Here is a 20,695-nt window from a genome sequence, read left to right on the forward strand (position 1 = left end):
TATTATTTGGAGATTTTTACCACATTCAGCGGCTGATCGGTTTTGGTAAATTTCAGCACGTTGTTATACCAGATTTTTGAAACCTGAAAAATTTCCGGCGTTGACTGATATTGAATTTTAAGCGTGTCGTTGGTAACAAAACTCGTGGAATCATTTATTTTTTTCGTGAGTTCCAGCGCAAGCTTCGATTCATAAATTTGAAATGCTGCGCTTGAATCGATGGTGATGCGTTTTGCATCAGCAATATATTCCAGGTAAGTTACCGTGTCTGCATCTTTTTTCAATGAAACACTAACCGGCGCGGTGTCGGTAACGCCATAAACATCATTTATTTTGATTTCGGTATAGGAACCGGGAATTTTCGAATTCAGCATGTCCTGTCCCGACGAATCAATATAAAGCTGAATAACCTGATCAATTCGCTGAATATTTTCGTCCTCATTCCGGCACGATAATACAGCAAAACCGCCAATCATCAGAATAAAAAAAAGATTTTTCATTACCACAAAGATAATTTATTTTAAATCCTTCCAGTAAAGATAGAAGCTAAAAGTTAGCAGAAATCCGCCAATCAGCATGCTTAAAGTCAAGCTTACCGCCATTCCCATCACGCCAAATTTCCCAACCAGAAAGAATGAAAAAATCAGCAGCAAAAGCAGCGTAAAAAATGAAATTACCGTATTGGCTTTCATTAAACCAACCGCAGAAAGCAGGTTTCCGTACAGGTTCCGGAAAAGGAGGTTCAGACAAAAGCCTGTGAGCAAAACGAAAAAAACAGGCGAATTAGCAGCATATTTTTCATTAAAAAATAAATTTACAATTTCGTGTCGGAAAACATATCCGACCAGTAAAATTCCTGCGCTTACCGGAATAAAAATTTTGTAATAATTGGTGATATAATTTTGAAGAAAGCTTTTGTTCCGAAAGTTTTTTGCAAGAAGCGGAAAATCACTCTGCATAAAAGCGAGCGCTAAAAATGTAATGTTTGCGGGAATTAAAATAGCAACTTTATAATTTGCGACTGCAACAGCATTCATCAGGAAACTTAAAAGCAAAACGTCAGCGGAAAAAAGCGTATCCGAAAGCAGCGCCGTGCCCGCTGAAAACAGGCCGTACCTGCTCATTTCCTTATTTTTAAATTTTGCCGAAGGCAATTTTAAAACAAAATTTTCACGCCTGAAATAAAAAAGTGCCACAAACGGTGTAAAAGCTATGGAAAAAAGATAACCGCGAATTCCAAAAAAATAGGTCAGAAACAGCAAAAAAATCAGTCCGACAATATTTACCGTATTTGTTAGTTGTGCAAACCGCATATTATTTCCGAAAATCCGCGCTTCCGACTGCAGATGATTCAAAAAATAAAAACCAATTAAGCGGATGGTAAAAAAGAGAAAAAACACCAGAATATCGTCGTATTTTTCAACGTAAATAAAAGCAACACCAAGAAAAATCACGCTCAAGAAAAGCTGCCGGTAAAAACCTTCTTTCAGCAAAAACGTGGAAAGCTGCTGCTTATCGAAGTCATTTTCCTGCAAAGAGCCGTAACGGAGAAGACTTTGCTGACTTCCGAAACCGCTGAAAGGTAAAAAAATAGCGAAAACCGAAGCCACAATGCTGATCATTCCGAACTCGTTTTCGGGTAATAATTTGATAATCACAAGCGAGCCTGCAAAAGCGCAAATTTTGGCAACCAAAAGCGATAAAAAAACGTGCTGTCCTTTATTTTTAAAAAAATCGCTGATAAAGAGTTGCAGACTTTCCACTTAAAAAAAGAGTTTGAAAATGGCCAGAATATTTACAGCTTGTGATTTTGAAAAAAAATCGCGCTGCGCGAAAAGTTCGGTAACATCCTTTTCCAGCTCCGGAAAACCGCTTAAACGGTGAATATTATTTTGAAAATATTCCGCATAATAACGCTGAATTTCCGGCTGCGAATCATAATAAAACTGATACGGATACATGCTGGATTTTGCTGGTGTTTTGAGCACTTTTTCATTTAAAATTTTAAAGCCGCGCTTTACAAAACGGTCGCCAAATTTCGTTTTCCAACGCGCATCGGGTTTTAGCAAAGTTCTTTCCCAGCGGTACTTTACGGCTTCGGGACAATATTTATTCAGCCATTCGAGATAGAAATTCTGATTATATTTCCATTTTTCCGGCAGCGAAATAGCAGTTTCCAGAAAATCTTTGGTCATAAACGGCGAAGTTTGATAGGCTTTTTGCTGAAAAACGTGCGCGCCAAAAATTGTTCGGTTAAAAGCTATGTTGCGGATCAAAAAAAGTTCTTCAGTTTCATAATTTTTCAGCGTTTCATGAAGCGAATTTTTGATTTTTGGCAGAAATTTTCGGTTTACCACCAATTTAAAATCCGAAGGTTTTTTGCGGAACGGAGCGGAATTAAAACCGCCCAAAACGCCATCGCCAATCTGCCCGCTATGAAATAAACCGAAGTTTTGATATTTTAAATTTTCCATCGCGTGCTGCACGTGAATGGCGCCGGTGTACAAAACCATTCCTTCCGACAGCGCCGTCAACTCATCGATTTTTTTTAAAAAACTTCCGCCATCTAGAGGAACAAATTCATAATTTATTTGCTGCTCCTGGGCTATTTTTTTCGAAATCGTGTGATCAAAATATTTTGATTGTGAAAAGCAGAAGGCGCGGTCAGGTTTCCGGTGATTTTTCAAGGCATAAAACATCGCAATGCGACTGTCCAAACCCCCACTTAAAAGACAGAGATGATTTTTACCAAGCTCGCTATCTTTTTCATATTCCAACCGAACGGATTCTGAGAAAACCTCGTGAATCCTTTCCAGCGCCTGTTCTTTGCTGCCGCTGAAAGCCGGAATTTTGGCTAAACTGAAATATTCGCGTTCGACAAGTGAAGTTTCGGAAAAATCGATTTCCAGAAAATAGCCATCCAGAAGTTTTTTTACCTGCTTTACGGGCGTTTTTCCTTCAGTTAGATTGGTGAAACACAGCAGCTGATACAGCGACTCAACATCAGGTTCGACATTAAAATGGGAATTTTTTAATGATAATGTCAGCCGCTTTAAATCGGTATCGATGAAGATCTGATTGTTTAAAAAAATGTAGAAAACACGCTGCGTAGAAGTGATATTGGTAAAAACCAAAAGTTTTTTCCTTTTTTTATCAAAAAGAAAACCACGAAACTCACCTTCAAAAACTGAAAAAAAATGCTCTTTTTGCCCGGAATAAATGTTGTGGATGAGCGCCTCAAAATCTTTTGCGGCAAATTGCTGAAAAAGCTTTCTCCTATTCAGCAGAACACCATCAAAAAGAAAATCAAAAGCCTCGGCTTGAAAGTAAAAATCGTCATAATTACCACCTAAAAAAGAGCTGATTTGGATATTTTGCGGAGCAACAGAAATGGAAAAACCTTTCGCCATGAACATTTTTGAAAGATAAATTTAAATCAATTTTTCTATGTTTCAGCGGCCCTGCAGAATTTTCCGGTAAACTTCATCAAATTTGCGCGAAATGGTTTCCATTGAAAAGCAATGCTCAATGTATTGGTGTAAAATTTCCGGTTTATCGAAGTCGATTTTGTTCAGAAGTACGCTTTTCATCGCATCGTATAATGCGTCTTCCGAATTTTTAATCAGAATACCATTTCTTCCATTTACAATCTCTTTAATACCGCCGACATTTGTCGCAATAACAGGCGTTCCAGAAGATAAAGATTCCAAAAGGACGCACGGAAAATTTTCGTAATCGCTGAAAAGTACAAAGCAACTGCTTTCGCGCATTTTCCGCGCAACTTCTTCAATTTTTAAAGTAGAAAAAGTTTTTACAAAGTCTCCGGCTTTATGCCTTGAAATAATTCTGTTTAAATTTTCCACCTCTCCGTCACCACCGATGTGCATTTCGAAATTGGTAAATTCCTTACGGAGCTTTAAAGCTGCTGCCAGAATTTTTTCCGGGTTTTTCAGTTGTATTAAATTTGAAATGTGGAGAAAAGTAAATTTCTGCGGATGATGTTTTTTCGGCGGAAAAACATTCATATTTACCACATTTTCCACCACATGAGAACAGCGCGTAAATCCCAAAATTTTCATATCATTTTGCAAACTTTTGCTTACCGGCAAAATTGCTGAGGCATTTTTTGCAATTTGGTGTGCCAGAAAAACTTTTAATTTCGACCTTTTAGCACGGTTAATTTCTAAAAATCCGGACCAGTGTTCGCTAACAACGAAAGGAATATGATGTTTCCGTTTAAGATAAACGGCAAAAAGCATGGAATTGAAAAGGACATTAGCATGCACCAAATCCGGTTTTTGCATCTGGGAAAAACCTCTTTGGTAAGCTTTCATGCGCCGGAAAAAATTCCGGGCTGGATTGATGGATTTTTTGTAATAAATAATCAGCGTACGGATGCCGTTAACCTGCTGATCATCAATAATATAACGTTCTTTTTGCGCACAATCACCGATAGCATGCAAAACTTCCACGTCGTGCCGAAGCGCGACTGCTTCTGCATGTCTTTGCACAAAATTTCCATTTGTAGGTTCCAGCTTATTTGGAAACCAGGAGGAAATAAATAGAATTTTATGGCGCATAGCACAACTTCTAACGTAAATTTAAGCAATTAATTGCACAAAAAACCCTTTGGACAACTTTATGTCAAAGGGTTTCAGCTTTATTTTTTTAAATGTTTAATCTACATAGATTCCGGCCCAACTCCTTTTCAGCGGCAAAAGAAAATCGCTTAAAAAAGCCACATAGGTATTTTTGGAAAAATCGAAAACCTGAATGTTCTGAGAAATTGTACCGGTTTTTAAACCTGTTCTAAAATCCTGGAGTTTCAGGGTCTGAATTTCACCATTCTCCACAAAACTTGCTTTCATTCGGTCGAATAAGCCGAGGTTAAATTCCGCATCGATTTCGCGCATTACACCGCCCAACTCATCGATAGAACAGCCTGAAGCGGCTTCTTTTTCTTCATCTACAGAAACAACGATAAACTGATTTTTTTCGATTTTAAACGAAGCGGACAAAGGTTTGCCGTGCGCAGCCCAGGTTGCAAGAAAATCAAAAAGTTTTTCAGTGATTAATTTGCTTTCTTTTGCGGTCAGCTGTCGTGACGCGGGATAAATTATAATTCGGTAATCGTTGGTTTCAACGATATTGGATTCTTCTATTTTCATTTCTTTTGATTTAAAAAATTAGCCGTTATAACGCCCGATTTTTTATAAATCTTCAGCTTCAGCTAAAAGTTCGGCGATGTCTTTAACCTGAACTTCGGTGTTGTTAAAGTGCTTTACACCGTCGGTAATCATGGTGTTGCAGAACGGGCAGCCAGTCGCAATAATATTCGGTTGTTCAGCTAAAGCTTCTTCGGTTCTTTCCACATTGATGTCTTTATCGCCTTTTTCGGGCTCTTTAAACATTTGCGCACCACCGGCGCCACAGCACAATCCATTGGATTTGCATCTTTTCATTTCCACCAACTCCGAATCGAGTTTTTGCAGCAACTGACGCGGTGCTTCGTATTCACCATTTCCGCGACCAAGATAACACGGATCGTGGAAGGTAATTTTTTTACCAGCGAATGTTCCTCCTTCAATTTTTAGACGGCCTTCTTCCATTAATTTTCGAAGAAACTGCGTGTGGTGCATCACTTCGTAATTTCCGCCGAGACCCGGATATTCGTTTTTGATGATATTAAAACAATGCGGACAAGCGGTAACAATTTTTTTCACGCCGTAACCGTTCAAAATTTCGATGTTGGTTAAAGCCATCATCTGGAAAATAAATTCGTTGCCGGCACGTTTTGCAGGATCTCCGTTGCAGGATTCCTCCTGTCCGAGAACCGCAAATTCTACCCCTACTTTGTGCAAAATTTTGCATAATGCCTTGGTTACTTTTTTCGCGCGGTCATCAAAGCTTCCCATGCAGCCCACGAAAAATAAGACTTCCGGAGCTTTACCTTCGGCAGCATATTCTGCCATTGTTTTTATTGTGAAATCCATGTTATAGTTTACCAGTTTTCAGCACGTGAAAAGCGAGGATTTTTTCGGTGCTATTTTCTAAGATTTTTGTTAATTATCATTTGCCCAGTTCAGGCGGTCGGCTTGATTATACTGCCACGGCGCGGCATTATTTTCAATGTTTGTCATCATCAGGTTCAGTTCCTGCGGCGCGGCGGACTGTTCCATTACCAAAAAGCGACGCAATTCCACAATAATTGATAACGGGTCGATAAGCACCGGACAGGCTTCAACACACGCGTTGCAGGTTGTACAGGCCCAGATTTCTTCGCGCTGAATATGATCGTCTAATAATTTTTTACCGTCATCGACAAACTTCCCGTTTTTATTGATGTTTTTACCGACTTCTTCAATACGGTCGCGCGTATCCATCATAATTTTTCGCGGCGAAAGTTTTTTTCCGGTAATATTTGCCGGACAAACCGCGGTGCATCTGCCACATTCCGTGCAGGAATACGCGTTGAGAAGCTGAACTTTATGCAAATCGAAAATATCACTTGCTCCGAATTTTTCCGGAACCGCATTCGCATCTTCTTCTGCAGGTGCGGCGTAAGGATCCGCATTTGGATCCATCATTAATTTAATTTCCTTGGTTACGGAATCTAAATTATTGAATCTTCCAAGCGGACCGAGTTTCGCATACCAGGTATTCGGGAAGGCCAAAAGAATATGAAGATGTTTGGAATAATACAGATAGTTCATGAAGAACAAAATGCCGATGAAGTGAAACCACCACGCGCCACGTTCTAAAAACATCAACGCTGAATCGCTAAAATTTGCCAAAAGAGGGGCGAAAAAAGATGAAGAAACGGGGAAGCTTCCGTGTGCGGCATAAGCGTTGCGCTGCTGTAAAAGCCAATCTGAAGAATTCATGGTGAAAAATGCCATCATCAAAGCAAATTCAATAATTAGAATCCAGTTGGCGTCGTTTTTCGGCCAGCCGAAAAGTTCTTTCATTGTTAATCTTCGTACTCCATAGAAATTTCTTCTAATGAAAAATATTACCACGGCAATAATCACCAAAAGTGCTAAAATTTCTAAAGTTGCCGTAAAAGCAGAATAGAAAGAATTGCCCATTATACCGGCTAAAAAACGGTGTGTACCGAAAATACCATCGATAATGATTTCCAGAAGTTCAATATTGATAATGACAAAACCTACATATACGATGACATGTAGGATTCCCGCAATTGGACGTTTGGTCATTTTGCTTTGTCCCAGTGCTACGCGCGCCATGGTTTCCCACCGTCTTGGCTTTTGGTCGCTTCGGTCTATTTCCCTGCCTAACTGAATATTTCGATAAATTTCTTTTAAACTTTTAAAGAAAAGTCCGAAGCCAACAACAAGTGCGACAAAAAAAAGAATATTGTCAATATATTCCATAGGAAAAAGGTTTTAGTCTTTTGTATTCTTACCGAAAACCGAAAAGTTCAGATATCTTTTTGGATTTGCTTTTAAATCTTCCACCAATAAATTGAGATTTTCAGCAGTTTTATTTAGGTTCTGGTAAAGTTGCTCATCTTTTGCCAATTTACCAAGACTTCCTTCACCATTTTGTATGCCGCTAATAACACCGTTTAATTTATCCGCCGTTGTGCTGAGTTTATCGATGGTGTTGTTTAGTTTTTGAACGTCTACCGCATCGGCAACCTGACCGTATTTATCGATTGCTGTTTTCGCACTGATAGTTGCTAAATTCGCGTTATCCAACATTTTTTGGATGCGTGGATCGTTATTCGCTAAAAGTGCATTGGTCTGCTGCGAAGTTCTTTCAAAAGCCGTCACCGTTCTATTAAGATTGGTTAAAAGTGCATTAATTTGCTGACGGTTTTGATCATCAACGAGTTGGTTAGCATTTGTGACTAAAGAATCTACTCTTTTCAACACGACCTGCACCTGATCTTTCACCGGACCTACCTGTGAGGAAATGCTGTTCAGCATAGAAAGTTTGAATTCGCCGGCTAAAGTATCACCATCTTTTGCCATCTCTCCGCCATAAGCTAAATTCACGCGCATTTGCTTGCCAGACATTAATCCGGGTTCGAAAATTTCCAAGGTAGATTTCTTGGAAAACTCAAAACTGTCGTCAACGAGGACTTCAACTACGAAGTGTATCTTCCCGTCGGCTTCCGTAATGGGAATGATGTTATCCACCTGCCCAACTTTCAAACCGTTAATAGAAACGGGGTTTGAGGCTTCTAAACCTTCGACATTATCAAATTTTGCGTAGAAAATATTATCGGTGGTAAAAAGACTTTTACCTTTCATAAACTGGAACAAAAAGACAAAGCCAACAATGGCGAGAAGTGCGATGAGACCAGCTTTTATTTCTTTTGTGAATTTCACTTTTGTGTATTTTTTATGCGACAAATATAGCATATTTTAAATAAAGTGCTGTGAAAACCATAGGTTCTAAAAACACAAAAAGCGACCGTAAAGTCGCTTCCTATGTATGTTACAAAGTCTTACTGTTGAGCTGAACGGTTGTAAAGTTCAATTCTGTAATCTTTAATCTTCGCATTGTCCTGTAGGCTTTTCAGGAAAAACTGTCCAAATTGCTGGGAATTTTGTCCTGCGATCGCTTCAGCCATTTGCTTCACGTCGCCCGGTTGTTTGTTGATGCTTTCACCTTTTTTCCAAACTACATAAACTCCGGTTAAACCTTCAACTGGTTTGGATAATTTATTTTTAGCTACACCAAACGCGGCGCCGGCAACTTTCGGCTCCATTGCACCGTTCACCTGAGGATTCAGCATATTTACCTGTGCAGACTGTTTGCTGGCTCCGAAAAGTTTTGCGATCTGGTCTAAACTTGAAGCATTAGCGTTGTTAATTTTTTCGGTAATTTTCTTAGCCAATAACTGGTTTCTGATAATTGGTTCCACCTGGTCGCGCACTGCTTCCGGATCTGCAGAACCTGCGTCCTGAATTCCGTTTACATAAGCTACAACTCTATCTCCTGTTCCTTCGACAGTGAAAATATCTGTATCACCTTTTTTTGTGTTTTTGTTAAATGCCCACGCGATGATATCTTCGTCTTTGTCCGTTCCAAGTCCCTGCAAAGTTCCCTGGAATCTGCCAACCTCTTTTGGATTGGTGAACATATAATTATTTTTCTTCGCTAAATTGGCGAATTCATTAAAGCTTTTACCCTGAACCTGCTGAATGAATTTCGTGGCTTTGGTATATACTTCGTTTTCCGTTTTATCCGATGGTTTGATGGCCTTAACAAGGTTTGCCACTTTATAACCCATGGCACCACTTTTCTTATCTTCGATATTGATGATGTGGTAACCGTATTGTGTTTCTACAACTGCTGTTGCACCTTTACCGTTTGTTGCTAAAAAGTTCAGATATTCCGGCACGAATGGCGTTTCCGGAGTTGTCCAGCCCACGCTTCCACCTTGAGCGGCAGAACCCGGATCAGCTGAATATTTCAGGAACTGTGCAAATTTTGACGGATCAGCTTTTACTGCATTTCCGATAGAATCAGCTAATTTTTTCGCTTCTTCTTTTGAACGTGTTTCTGTACCACCCGCCTGGTTTCCTTTATAAGTCACCAAAATATGTCTTGAAAGTGTAGAATCCGAAGGTTTTTTATCTAAAAGTTTAGATACTACATAAAAATTCTGCTCTTTATATGGACCAAAAGTTGTCCCGATCGCTGCGGTTGCAACTTTATCTTTAATTGCTGCCGGCAATTGTGCTGCAGGGAAATATTGTGGGTTGAAAGGCAAATCTGAATTCAAAGCAATGAACATTGAATCGTTTTTCGTGTTCACGAAATTTTCATTTCCTTCGCTTGTAGGGCTTCCAACGGTCATCAATTTGTTCATTTCCGCCTGCATCGCTGCGTCATCTGCTGCGCTTGGCGCTGCCGGGAAATACACTACACCAATGTTTCTGCTTGCATCTCTTTTAAATACAGTCGGGTGAAGTTTAATATAATCCGAAATATCTTTAGAGGTTACTTTAACAGGATTTTTCTGCGCGAAAGCTTCATAATCTACTTTTACAAAATCGATATCAGCAAGCTGATCTCTTTCTTTCATAATCTGCTCTGCTTCTTTTTTGCTTACGGTAATTCCGCTGCTTACATTAGCAAAAAGCTGGCGCGCCATCATTCTGTATTCGATGGATTTTCTGGTTTTTAACCAGTTATTGTATAATTCAACATTACTGGATTTCAGCTGCGTAACCTGATTTTTAATTTCCTGAATTTTAAAGTTTCCTTTTTCGTCAAAATTGTCTTTATTCTGGGCAAATAAAGGATCGAACTGAAGCTGGTTCCAGAACATATCTTCAGTAAGGGTAAGACCCATTTTTTTGAATTGCTGCTCGATCAGTTTAGACTGAACTAACATTTGCCAAGCCTGCTCTTCCAAACCTTTGGTAGGCTGACCTTGCTGCTGTGCCTGCTGCTGAAGCATGAAAAGCTGATCATCAAAATCTTCTTTAGAAATCTCCTGGCCGTTTACTTTACCATAAATTCCGGGTTGTGCACCGAATAATTTTTCCAGACTGTCCGGGTTCACCACGAAAGCCAACATTGCTACCGCTATAATTCCCATTAAAAGCCAAGGTCTATTTCTAATTTCTCCTAAAATTGCCATCTTTTTTTGTATAATTTTATCAGTGTGCGAAAATACACATTTTTAGCAGATTAGAAAAAAAATAAACTATTTATTTAAAAGCCCCAATCTTTCCTGTGCCAAATTTGTCTGCGTTTTTACGTGGCATAAACCTTGTCAAAATAAGGAAACCTTTTCGAAGGCCGAATTTTCTACCTCCGACGTAGAAGAAACTCCTATAAATTCTATTAAAAATGACAATTTGTCATTCAACCATATGACAGACTTTGAAGAAATGAAACTTGACGAAATTTTAGAAGACGGCTTCAGCATTGTAACTGAGGAAATAAATATAGCAGACATCGCCACCACCGAAGAAGAAGAAAACCAGCTGGTTTTCCCGATTTTGCCAGTACGAAATATGGTGATGTTCCCGAAAGTGATCATTCCGATAACAGCAGGACGGGAAATGTCCATCAAGCTTTTGGAAGAAGCCCAGAAAAACAATAAGCTCATCGGGATTTTAAGCCAGAATAATTCGGGTATCGAAAATCCGGAAACTACAGATTTGTACGAAATCGGGACTTTAGCGAAAATCATTAAAATCATTAAACTTCCCGAAGGAAATATTACCGCCATTACACGCGGTTTTCAGCGTTTTAAAGTAAAAAAATTCACGGCTAAAAGGCCATATTTTTTAGCGGAAATAGAAAAGCTGAAAGACGTTCCCACCAAAAAGAAAGAAGAGTACGAAGCTTTGCTTGAAAATATTAAAGCGCTTGCGCTGAAAATTATTGAGCTTGATCCAAACATACCGAACGCCGCGAATTTTGCGATAAGCAATATGTCGGATAATGAAGATTTATTAAATTTTATCTGCTGTAATGCCAATTTTTTGTCAAATCAAAAACAGAAGCTTTTGGAAGAAAAAAGCCTGCTGATACGTGCCGAAAAATGTTACACGCTGATGCACGACGAATTTCGCAAGCTGGAATTGCGCAGCCAGATTCACCAAAAAACCTCGAAAGATCTAGACAAACAGCAACGCGAATATTTTCTGAATCAGCAAATTCGCACGATTCAGGAAGAACTGGGCGGCGGTCCGGAATCTGACGTTGAAGAATTGCTGGACAAAGCCAAAAAAATAAAATGGAGCGAGGAAGTTGAAGAGCATTTCAAAAAAGAAATTAACCGTTTGCAGCGCCAAAATCCGAATTCTCCGGATTACAACGTGCAGCGAAATTATCTGGATTTTTTTACCGATTTACCTTGGAATAATTACTCGAAAGACATTTTTGATATCGCTAAAGCCGAAAAAGTGCTCGATAAAGCGCATTACGGTTTAGAGGACATTAAAAAAAGAATTTTGGAACACATGGCTGTTCTGAAATTGAAAAATAATATGAAATCGCCGATTTTATGTTTGGTCGGTCCTCCCGGCGTCGGAAAAACCTCACTCGGCAAATCGGTTGCGGATGCTTTGGGTAGAAAATATGTAAGATTATCGCTCGGCGGACTTCATGACGAATCTGAAATCCGTGGTCACCGGAAAACTTATATCGGTGCAATGGCGGGACGAATTTTGCAGTCCATTAAAAAAGCGGGAACCTCCAATCCGGTAATTGTTCTGGATGAAATCGATAAAATAGCGACCGGAATTCACGGTGATCCAAGCTCAGCTTTGCTTGAAGTTTTAGATCCGGAGCAAAACAATTCCTTCTACGACAACTTCCTGGAACTCGGTTATGATTTATCGAAAGTAATGTTCATTGCCACCGCAAACTCTTTATCTACCGTGCAGCGTCCGCTTTTGGACCGAATGGAAATCATTCAGATTGCCGGCTACACTTTAGAGGAAAAAGTAGAAATTGCAAAACGCCATTTAATTAAAAAACAGCAGGAAGAAAACGGTTTAGACACCAAATCATTTAAACTCGGAAATGCCGAGTTGAAACATATTATTGATGCACATACGTCTGAAAGTGGCGTGCGAAGATTGGAAAAACAAATCGCGTCAATAGCCCGCTGGGTTGCCTTGCAAACCGCAATGGAAAAAGAGTACAATGCAAAAATTTCCATAGAAAAAGTGGACGAAATTCTCGGCGTTCCGCGGCCCCGAAGTTTGGCGGAAATCTCCGATGTTCCCGGTGTCGTAACCGGATTAGCCTGGACGGAAGTAGGCGGCGACATCCTTTTCATTGAAAGTATTTTAAGCGAAGGCAAAGGAAATCTCACCATGACCGGAAATCTTGGGAATGTTATGAAAGAATCGGCGACTATCGCGTTGGAATACATTAAAGCAAAACACGACAAACTCGGCATTTCTGCAGAAGATATTCAGAAAAAAAACATCCACGTTCACGTTCCGGAAGGCGCGACACCAAAAGACGGGCCGTCTGCGGGAATCGCGATGTTAACCTCGATTGTTTCCAGCTTTAAAAATCAAAAAGTAAAACCTCATCTTGCAATGACCGGCGAAATTACCTTGCGTGGAAAAGTGTTACCTGTCGGTGGAATTAAAGAAAAACTTTTAGCCGCTGCACGCGCCGGAATTAAAGAAATCATCCTGTGTGAAGCCAATCGCAAAGATGTGGAAGAAATTAAAAAAGATTATCTGAAAGACCTCAAAATAAATTACGTAAAAACCATGAGCGAAGTCGTGGATTTAGCTTTAAAGTAAAAAAGAAAAAATGCCCTTTTTAGGGCGTTTTTTTATTTCAAAAATGAACTTTTTGGAGATAAAAATTACGGAAATGCAAAAGCTTAAAAATTTGCCGTTTTAGCACCGAAAAATTTAATTCTACATTTTTAGCAGAAGTAAAATGATAGAAAATCTCAGAACGTATTTTTTCCCGAGGTTTTATTTTTCCTTAAATTTGCACGACTTTATAATTCGCCGGGCTTTAATCACCATTAAAATTTAAAAAAATGTTGCCTAAAATAAATCCAACGCACACCACTGCCTGGAAAAATCTCACCAAACACTTTGCTGAAACCGATTTCGACCTTAGAACTATGTTCCAGGAAAATCCTGAAAGGTTTAAAGATTTTTCCGTTCAAAGAGAAAATTACCTTTTTGATTATTCAAAGAATTTAATTGATCAGGAAACCTTTGGATTTTTGCAGGATTTAGCTGAAGAATGCGACCTGAAATCTGCAATAAATGCCATGTTTAGCGGCGAAAAAATAAACGAAACCGAAGGCCGCGCTGTTTTGCACACCGCGCTTCGGGATTTTTCAGATAACGAAATACTGGTTGACAGCGAAAACATCAAACCTGCAATCAGAAAGGTTTTGGATCAGATGAAAACCTTTTCGGAAAAAATTATCTCGGGTGAACACACCGGATTTTCAGGACAGGAAATCACCGACGTGGTCAATATCGGAATTGGCGGTTCAGATTTAGGTCCGGTGATGGTTTGTTCGGCTTTAAAACATTTTAAAACACGGCTAAACGCGCATTTTGTTTCGAATGTAGACGGAAATCATATCGCTGAAGTGCTTAAAAATCTAAATCCGGAAACAACGCTTTTCATCATTGCTTCCAAAACTTTTACCACGCAGGAAACCATGACCAATGCAGAATCTGCAAAATCCTGGTTTTTAAAAAGCGGAAAAGAAACAGATGTTGAAAAACATTTTGTGGCACTTTCCACCAACGTAGAGGCGGTAAAAAAATTCGGCATTGCAGAGGAAAATATTTTCGAATTCTGGGATTGGGTTGGCGGCAGATATTCACTTTGGAGCGCGATTGGTTTAAGCATCGTGCTTTTCGTGGGATACGAAAATTTCGAACAGCTCCTAAAAGGGGCACACGAAACCGATACACATTTCCGAACAGCAGATTTTAAAGAAAATGTGCCGGTTTTAATGGCACTTAGCGGAATTTGGTACCGCAACTTTTTTGATGCCGGAACGTACGCGATTTTGCCTTATTCCCAGTATTTAGACCGTTTTCCGGCATATCTTCAGCAAGGCGATATGGAAAGCAACGGAAAATGTGTTGACAGAAATGGCGATTTTGTAGATTATGAAACCGGACCGGTAATTTGGGGCGAACCCGGAACTAACGGCCAGCACGCCTTTTACCAGCTGATTCATCAGGGAACGCAGCTGATTCCGGCAGATTTTATTGCTTATGCAAAATCGTGCAACGTAATTTCCGATCATCAGGAAAAATTATTGGCGAACTTTTTTGCGCAAACTGAAGCTTTAGCTTTTGGAAAAACGCCGGATGAAGTTCGGGCAGAATTAGAAAAAACGGGCATTTCAGGAGAAGAAATTGAGGAACTGGTAAACTTTAAAGTTTTTCAGGGAAATACACCGACGAATTCCTTTATTTTCGAGGAATTAACACCGTTTTCACTTGGCCAATTAATCGCGCTGTACGAACATAAAATTTTCGTGCAAGGTGTAATTTGGAATATTTTCAGTTTCGATCAGTTCGGTGTGGAATTGGGAAAAGTGCTTGCCGGAAAAATTTTAGCAGAATTGAAAAGTTCCGAGCGGGTAAATTCACATGATTCTTCTACCAACGGACTCATGAAATATTTTAAAGCGAAAAAATAAAGTTCTCATAAAAAACTAAAAGTAAAACCATGGCACAAATTCTCGACGGACTGAAAGTTTCCAAAGAAATAAAAGAAGAAATCCGCATCGAAGTTGAAAAAATCGTTGAAAACCGCAGACGTCCGCCACATTTAGTCGCTATTTTGGTCGGCAAAAACGGCGCGAGTATGACGTATGTAAATAATAAGATTAAGGACTGCCACGACGTGGGTTTCCGGTCTTCATTGGTGGAATTTCCGAGCACGGTTTCTGAAGCCGAACTGTTAGAAAAAATAGATGAGCTGAATAAATCCAAAGATGTAGACGGTTTCATCGTTCAACTGCCTTTGCCACAGCAAATCGATCAGGAAAAAATCATCATGGCAATTGATCCACGAAAGGATGTGGATGGTTTTCACCCGGAAAATTTCGGAAAAATGGCGCTTGAAATGGATACTTTTTTGCCCGCCACGCCGTTTGGAATTTTGACTTTACTTGAAAGATATCAAATCGATACCAAAGGAAAACATTGCGTGATCATCGGCAGAAGCAGAATTGTCGGAAAACCGATGAGCATTTTGATGGGAAGAAAAGATTTCCCAGGAAATTCTACCGTGACTTTAACGCATTCTTACACACCGCACATTGAACAATACACGCTGAAAGCTGATATCGTAATTACCGCGCTGGGCGATCCGAACTTCCTGAAAGGAAATATGATTAAAGAAGGCGCTGTTATCGTTGACGTGGGAATTACGCGCGTGGAAGACCAATCCGCAAAAGGTTACACGCTTGTTGGCGACGTAGATTTTGAAAGCTGTAATGACAAAGCAAGCTGGATTACACCAGTGCCGGGTGGCGTAGGCCCGATGACCAGAGCCATGTTAATGAAAAACACGCTGCTGGCTTACAAAACCTCAGTTTATAATGACTAAAGAAGAAGAAAATATTTTATTGAAAGAAGGTAAAATGCTCCCCGTGATGGAGCACTTTTATACCATTCAGGGCGAAGGCGCGCACACCGGAAAAGCCGCATATTTCATCCGTCTTGGCGGCTGTGACGTGGGATGTCACTGGTGCGACGTGAAAGAAAGCTGGGACCCAAATCTGCACCCGCTATTAAATACGGAAGAAATTGCCCAAACAGCGGCAAGAAATTGTAAAACTATCGTGTTGACAGGCGGTGAACCGCTGATGTACAATTTGGAATATTTAACCCGAAGATTGAAAGAGCTTGGCTGCGACATCCACATCGAAACTTCCGGAGCGTATGAAATGAGTGGACATCTGGACTGGATTACGCTTTCACCAAAAAAAACCGGCTTGCCAAAACCAGCGATTTACGAAAAAGCCAGCGAGCTGAAAATGATTATTTTCAACAATAACGATTTTAAATTTGCTGAAGAACAAGCCGCGAAAGTTTCGGAAAGCTGCGAACTTTATTTACAAAGTGAATGGAGCAAACGAAATGAAATGTACCCAAAAATCACGGATTATATTTTAGCAAACCCGAAATGGCGGGCTTCTGTGCAAACGCATAAATATTTGAATATTCCGTAAATTATAGTAGATTTACGAGTAGCTTTCGTTTGCAATGCAGAAAATCCGGTACTCGAGATATTTCCGACTTGTCTTTATACTGCTCGACATCCTGGTGATTTCGGCGGTTTTTATTTATTTCTATTTAAAAAATTACCGTGAATTATTTGCAGAATTCACATCGGAACAAAATATTCTTTCAATCACTCTACTGATTTTATTCTGGATTTTACTCAGTGGGCGCACCAAGCTGTATTCCGTACCGCGAACCATAACGTACACGCTTTATTTAGAAAGACTCGTAACGCATATATTACTCTTCATTTTCGGGGTGGTTTTGCTGGCAAAAGTCAGCAATAACGATTTTCTGAAACAGGACCGCGCGTGGATGGGACTGAGTCTGTTTTTCATTTTATTCTTTCTTAAATCAGCCATTTTTTTCGCTTTAAAATACATCCGAACTTTAGGCTGGAATTACCGGAACATTATGTTTCTAGTGGATGACACTTCGGCTAAAATGCTCAAAACCATTTTAAATGAGAGAAAAGATTACGGTTTTAGAAACTGGGAATATCCGCCGAGGGAAAATATAAACCTGCAAAATCTGGTCAGTTTCTGGCGAAAAAACGGGATTCACACCATGTATCTTTCCGCGGAATCCGCGGAATTATACCGCGATAAGGAAGATGAAATTTATGAACTTGCGGAAAAATATCAGGTTCGTATCAGCTTGATTCCGAGTGTCATCAATAATTTTTTTGAGTTTGACCTCAGCTATATCGAAACGCAGCCAGTTTTCGTACGGGTAAAATTCCCACTTGATAATCTGGTGAACAGTCTGATAAAAAGAACATTCGACCTGCTTTTTTCGGCGCTTGTTTTGTTATTTATCTGCAGCTGGCTTTTTCCTATCATTGCTGTTATGATAAAAATGGGCGATAAAGGCCCGATTTTTTTTGTTCAGAAAAGATACGGTTTTCATGACCGCATTTTTAACTGTATAAAGTTCCGCTCGATGCGCGTGAACGGCGAATGTACCACGAAAACCACCGCGCCGGATGATGACAGAATTACCAAAATCGGCAGATTTTTGCGCAGAACAAGCTTGGACGAAATGCCGCAGTTTTTCAATGTTTTAAAAGGTGAAATGTCTGTCGTAGGACCGCGGCCACACATGCTTTTAATTGATGATTTTTACAAACCGAAAATCGGTCGCTATTCCGTTCGAAGTTTGGTAAAACCCGGAATTTCCGGTCTGGCACAGGTGAACGGTTTGCGCGGCGACAATGGCGATATGGAAATTGCCATGCAAAAACGGATTTTGGCAGATAACTTCTACGTGAAAAAATGGACGATGAGTCTGGACATTGTAATCATCATCAAAACCATTATTTTGCTGATTGCCGGCGACAAGAACGCTCGCTAGAATTGATGAAATAAAAAAAATAAAAAACACTAATTTAGCCAAATGTTAAAAAATCTGTTCAGCCAAGTTGGCGCGTACTTTATACTTTTAGGAAAAACCCTGAAAAGACCTCAAAAGTCTTCGGTATTTTTCAAACTTTTGATGCGTGAGATTTACGATTTGGGCGTAAATTCTTTTGGTTTAACGTTGTTTACTTCCACGTTTGTTGGCGCAGTTGTCGCGATTCAGATGTATAATAACTTTTCCGCCTCCACATTTCCGATTCCGAATTCTTTTATCGGATACGCTACGAAAGTCGTTTTGATTCTGGAATTTGCACCCACGATTATTTCCGTAATTCTGGCGGGAAAAGTAGGTTCTTATATTGCTTCAAGTATTGGAACAATGCGTGTTACGGAGCAAATTGATGCTTTAGATATTATGGGCGTTAATTCACCCAATTTTTTGATTTTCCCAAAAATTTTAGCCAGCGTAATCTTCAATCCTTTACTGATCGCCATTAGTATCGTTTTCGGTATTTGGGGCGGTTATCTTGCCGGTCTCGCGACAGGAAGCTGGAGTAAAGCCGATTATATCACAGGAATCCAAATGTATATGCCCCAGCATTTTATTTGGTATGCGTTTTTCAAGACTGCAGTTTTTGCCTTTTTAATTGCGACAATTCCGGCCTATTTTGGTTATAATGTGAAAGGCGGCTCGCTGGAAGTAGGCCGTGCGAGTACGCAAGCCGTAGTATGGACGATTGTAGCGATCATCGTTATGAATTTAATTTTAACACAAATGTTCCTCAGCTAATGATTGAAGTAAAAGACCTAAAAAAGCAGTTTGATGAGGTAGAAGTTTTAAAAGGCGTTACTACAACTTTCGAAACGGGAAAAGTAAACCTCATCATCGGACAGAGTGGTTCCGGTAAAACCGTTTTCCTGAAGAGTTTGCTGAATGTTTATCAGCCGACGTCAGGTGAAATATTGTTTGACGGGCGTAACATCAATAAAATGTCGCGCGATGAAAAACAGTTGTTGCGTGCAGAAATTGGTACGGTTTTTCAGGGAAGTGCGCTTTTCGATTCAATGACCGTGGAAGAAAATATCACTTTTCCGCTGGATATGTTTACGAACCTTTCATTTCGTGAAAAAAAACGCCGCGCTTTCGAGGTAATTGGCCGCGTGCATCTGGAAAAAGCCAACCGTAAATTCCCGTCGGAAATTTCAGGTGGAATGCAGAAACGTGTCGCAATTGCGCGCGCAATAGTGAACAATCCGAAATATCTGTTCTGTGATGAACCGAATTCCGGCTTGGATCCTTACACTTCCAATATTATTGATGATTTGTTGCTCGAAATTACCAAAGAATATAAAACCACGACCATTATCAATTCGCACGATATGAATTCGGTGATGACGATTGGCGAGAAAATTGTATATCTGCGAAATGGTCTTAAGGAATGGGAAGGAGACAAAGATATCCTTATCAATGCAGGCAATAAAAATCTGATTGATTTCGTTTACTCTTCAGAATTATTTAAAGAGTTACGGGACTATTTCCTGGAAACCAACAAAACCTCTATTGAAAACGTTATAACAAAACCTCAAACAAATGAAAAAAATTCTTAGTACTGTTCTTGTTGGCGCTAGCCTTCTGAGCACTGCACAGGTAACATTCGCGGGAAAAGCAAACTTGCTTTTTAAAACGGACTCGCCAAGCTGGAAAAATATAAAAAGCAGCGCGGTATCTGCATACGACCAATCTGGTAAAAACAATGTTGGATTTAACGTAGGACTTTCAGCGAAAATAGATTTGCCAGCGTCGCTTTTTGTGATGCCGGAAATTTATTACACCACATTTAAAAACGAATTCACTGTTCCGGAAACTTCAACTACTATTGAAGCAAAAAGTAACCGCGTGGATGTGCCGGTGCTTTTAGGTTACCGACTTTTAGGTGATAATTTAGGCGTATTTATTGGGCCGGTTGCTTCATACAATCTTTCTTCAGACAACCAATACAACGATTTTAAAGAAAATGCACTAAAAGATTTCACTTTAGGTTACCAGTTTGGTGCACAGGTACAAATTCAGAAATTGATATTGAACGCGAGATATGAAGGCGCTTTTACTGAAGATCAAAGAGAGTTCATCAACAGCACGAATAACGAAGTAATTCGTTATGACAGCCGTCCGAGCTTATTTATGGTCGGAATTGGTTACCAATTATAGAATACCTGCTTTTATGCGGGAAAGATCCTCTGAATTAATAATTCGGAGGATTTTTGTTATCATCAGTAACGTAAGTTACATTTTGTTTTTTTGCCTGTTCAGCGGCTAATTTTTCTAGTTCTTCTTTTTCTTTCCGAAGCTGTCTCAGTTCGCGGCGCTTTTCTTCAGCTCGCAGCGCAGCGCCTTTGCTCACGTAACCTACAATTCCACCGATAATTAAACCAATACCAATTCCGGCGAGAATTCCCATTAAACTCATTGGTTCGAAAAGTTTTACCGCGGAAAAATCGGGCAACATGTAGTAAAGCAAAAATGCCAAACCTAAAAGCAACAAACCGATAAAAGATAAATTTTTCATAGCTGGATTTTAAAAGACCTTCCCAAAT

18 protein-coding genes are annotated in these 20,695 nt (G+C 39.7%); 8 read left to right on the forward strand and 10 right to left on the reverse strand.

Annotated features, from left to right (window positions below; all coding sequences use genetic code 11):
* Positions 1 to 2: 2 nt before the first annotated feature.
* The 9 genes from BMZ55_RS06045 to BMZ55_RS06085 all read right to left on the reverse strand — a co-directional run bounded on the left by BMZ55_RS06045 (position 3) and on the right by BMZ55_RS06085 (position 10,624).
* On the reverse strand, positions 3 to 500 hold the full coding sequence (locus BMZ55_RS06045) for a hypothetical protein (protein ID WP_089819557.1): 498 nt from the start codon (positions 498 to 500) through the stop codon (positions 3 to 5).
* A 15-nt stretch (positions 501 to 515) separates the two neighbouring features.
* Positions 516 to 1,763 carry an oligosaccharide flippase family protein gene (locus BMZ55_RS06050; RefSeq protein ID WP_089819558.1) on the reverse strand — a complete coding sequence of 416 codons (1,248 nt, stop codon included), beginning with the start codon at positions 1,761 to 1,763 and terminating at the stop codon, positions 516 to 518.
* On the reverse strand, positions 1,764 to 3,416 hold the full coding sequence (locus BMZ55_RS06055) for an asparagine synthase-related protein (protein ID WP_089819559.1): 1,653 nt from the start codon (positions 3,414 to 3,416) through the stop codon (positions 1,764 to 1,766). It lies immediately after the preceding gene.
* Between the two features lie 36 nt (positions 3,417 to 3,452).
* A complete protein-coding gene (locus BMZ55_RS06060) occupies positions 3,453 to 4,580 on the reverse strand; it encodes a glycosyltransferase (protein WP_089819560.1) in 1,128 nt (375 codons plus the stop codon).
* A gap of 96 nt (positions 4,581 to 4,676) precedes the next feature.
* On the reverse strand, positions 4,677 to 5,168 hold the full coding sequence (locus BMZ55_RS06065; RefSeq protein ID WP_089819561.1) for a hypothetical protein: 492 nt from the start codon (positions 5,166 to 5,168) through the stop codon (positions 4,677 to 4,679).
* 42 nt (positions 5,169 to 5,210) lie between these two features.
* Positions 5,211 to 5,993, reverse strand: coding sequence for a (Fe-S)-binding protein (locus tag BMZ55_RS06070; RefSeq protein ID WP_089819562.1), 783 nt, complete (start codon positions 5,991 to 5,993; stop codon positions 5,211 to 5,213).
* 69 nt (positions 5,994 to 6,062) lie between these two features.
* Positions 6,063 to 7,394 (reverse strand): 4Fe-4S dicluster domain-containing protein, encoded by a 1,332-nt coding sequence (locus BMZ55_RS06075; protein ID WP_089819563.1) that lies wholly within the window; start codon positions 7,392 to 7,394, stop codon positions 6,063 to 6,065.
* A 12-nt stretch (positions 7,395 to 7,406) separates the two neighbouring features.
* Complete coding sequence (locus BMZ55_RS06080; protein ID WP_089819914.1) at positions 7,407 to 8,357, reverse strand: MlaD family protein; 951 nt, start codon at positions 8,355 to 8,357, stop codon at positions 7,407 to 7,409.
* A 119-nt stretch (positions 8,358 to 8,476) separates the two neighbouring features.
* A complete protein-coding gene (locus BMZ55_RS06085) occupies positions 8,477 to 10,624 on the reverse strand; it encodes a peptidylprolyl isomerase (protein ID WP_089819564.1) in 2,148 nt (715 codons plus the stop codon).
* Between the two features lie 235 nt (positions 10,625 to 10,859).
* Here BMZ55_RS06085 and lon point away from each other — a divergent pair, with 235 nt between their 5' ends.
* The 8 genes from lon to BMZ55_RS06125 all read left to right on the forward strand — a co-directional run bounded on the left by lon (position 10,860) and on the right by BMZ55_RS06125 (position 20,309).
* Positions 10,860 to 13,262 carry an endopeptidase La gene (lon, locus tag BMZ55_RS06090; protein WP_089819565.1) on the forward strand — a complete coding sequence of 801 codons (2,403 nt, stop codon included), beginning with the start codon at positions 10,860 to 10,862 and terminating at the stop codon, positions 13,260 to 13,262.
* Between the two features lie 248 nt (positions 13,263 to 13,510).
* Positions 13,511 to 15,151 carry a glucose-6-phosphate isomerase gene (gene pgi, locus BMZ55_RS06095; protein ID WP_089819566.1) on the forward strand — a complete coding sequence of 547 codons (1,641 nt, stop codon included), beginning with the start codon at positions 13,511 to 13,513 and terminating at the stop codon, positions 15,149 to 15,151.
* 29 nt (positions 15,152 to 15,180) lie between these two features.
* A complete protein-coding gene (locus BMZ55_RS06100; RefSeq protein WP_089819567.1) occupies positions 15,181 to 16,065 on the forward strand; it encodes a bifunctional 5,10-methylenetetrahydrofolate dehydrogenase/5,10-methenyltetrahydrofolate cyclohydrolase in 885 nt (294 codons plus the stop codon).
* On the forward strand, positions 16,058 to 16,690 hold the full coding sequence (locus BMZ55_RS06105) for a 7-carboxy-7-deazaguanine synthase QueE (RefSeq protein WP_089819568.1): 633 nt from the start codon (positions 16,058 to 16,060) through the stop codon (positions 16,688 to 16,690). Before BMZ55_RS06100 ends, BMZ55_RS06105 begins: the two co-directional genes overlap by 8 nt.
* Positions 16,691 to 16,724: 34 nt before the next feature.
* The gene (locus BMZ55_RS06110) at positions 16,725 to 18,095 is read left to right on the forward strand and encodes an exopolysaccharide biosynthesis polyprenyl glycosylphosphotransferase (protein WP_089819569.1); all 1,371 of its coding nucleotides are present in this window, start codon (positions 16,725 to 16,727) and stop codon (positions 18,093 to 18,095) included.
* Positions 18,096 to 18,137: 42 nt separating this feature from the next.
* Entirely contained in the window at positions 18,138 to 18,890 is a 753-nt protein-coding gene (locus BMZ55_RS06115; RefSeq protein WP_089819570.1) for an MlaE family ABC transporter permease, read from the forward strand.
* Positions 18,890 to 19,708, forward strand: coding sequence for an ABC transporter ATP-binding protein (locus tag BMZ55_RS06120; protein WP_039342041.1), 819 nt, complete (start codon positions 18,890 to 18,892; stop codon positions 19,706 to 19,708). Before BMZ55_RS06115 ends, BMZ55_RS06120 begins: the two co-directional genes overlap by 1 nt.
* On the forward strand, positions 19,692 to 20,309 hold the full coding sequence (locus BMZ55_RS06125; RefSeq protein WP_089819571.1) for an outer membrane beta-barrel protein: 618 nt from the start codon (positions 19,692 to 19,694) through the stop codon (positions 20,307 to 20,309). Before BMZ55_RS06120 ends, BMZ55_RS06125 begins: the two co-directional genes overlap by 17 nt.
* A gap of 34 nt (positions 20,310 to 20,343) precedes the next feature.
* Here the strand turns inward: BMZ55_RS06125 and BMZ55_RS06130 are convergent, their stop codons facing one another.
* Positions 20,344 to 20,667, reverse strand: coding sequence for a hypothetical protein (locus tag BMZ55_RS06130; protein WP_089819572.1), 324 nt, complete (start codon positions 20,665 to 20,667; stop codon positions 20,344 to 20,346).
* Positions 20,668 to 20,695: the final 28 nt, after the last annotated feature.

The sequence above is a fragment of the Kaistella treverensis genome (assembly GCF_900114045.1).
Lineage (GTDB): Bacteria > Bacteroidota > Bacteroidia > Flavobacteriales > Weeksellaceae > Kaistella > Kaistella treverensis.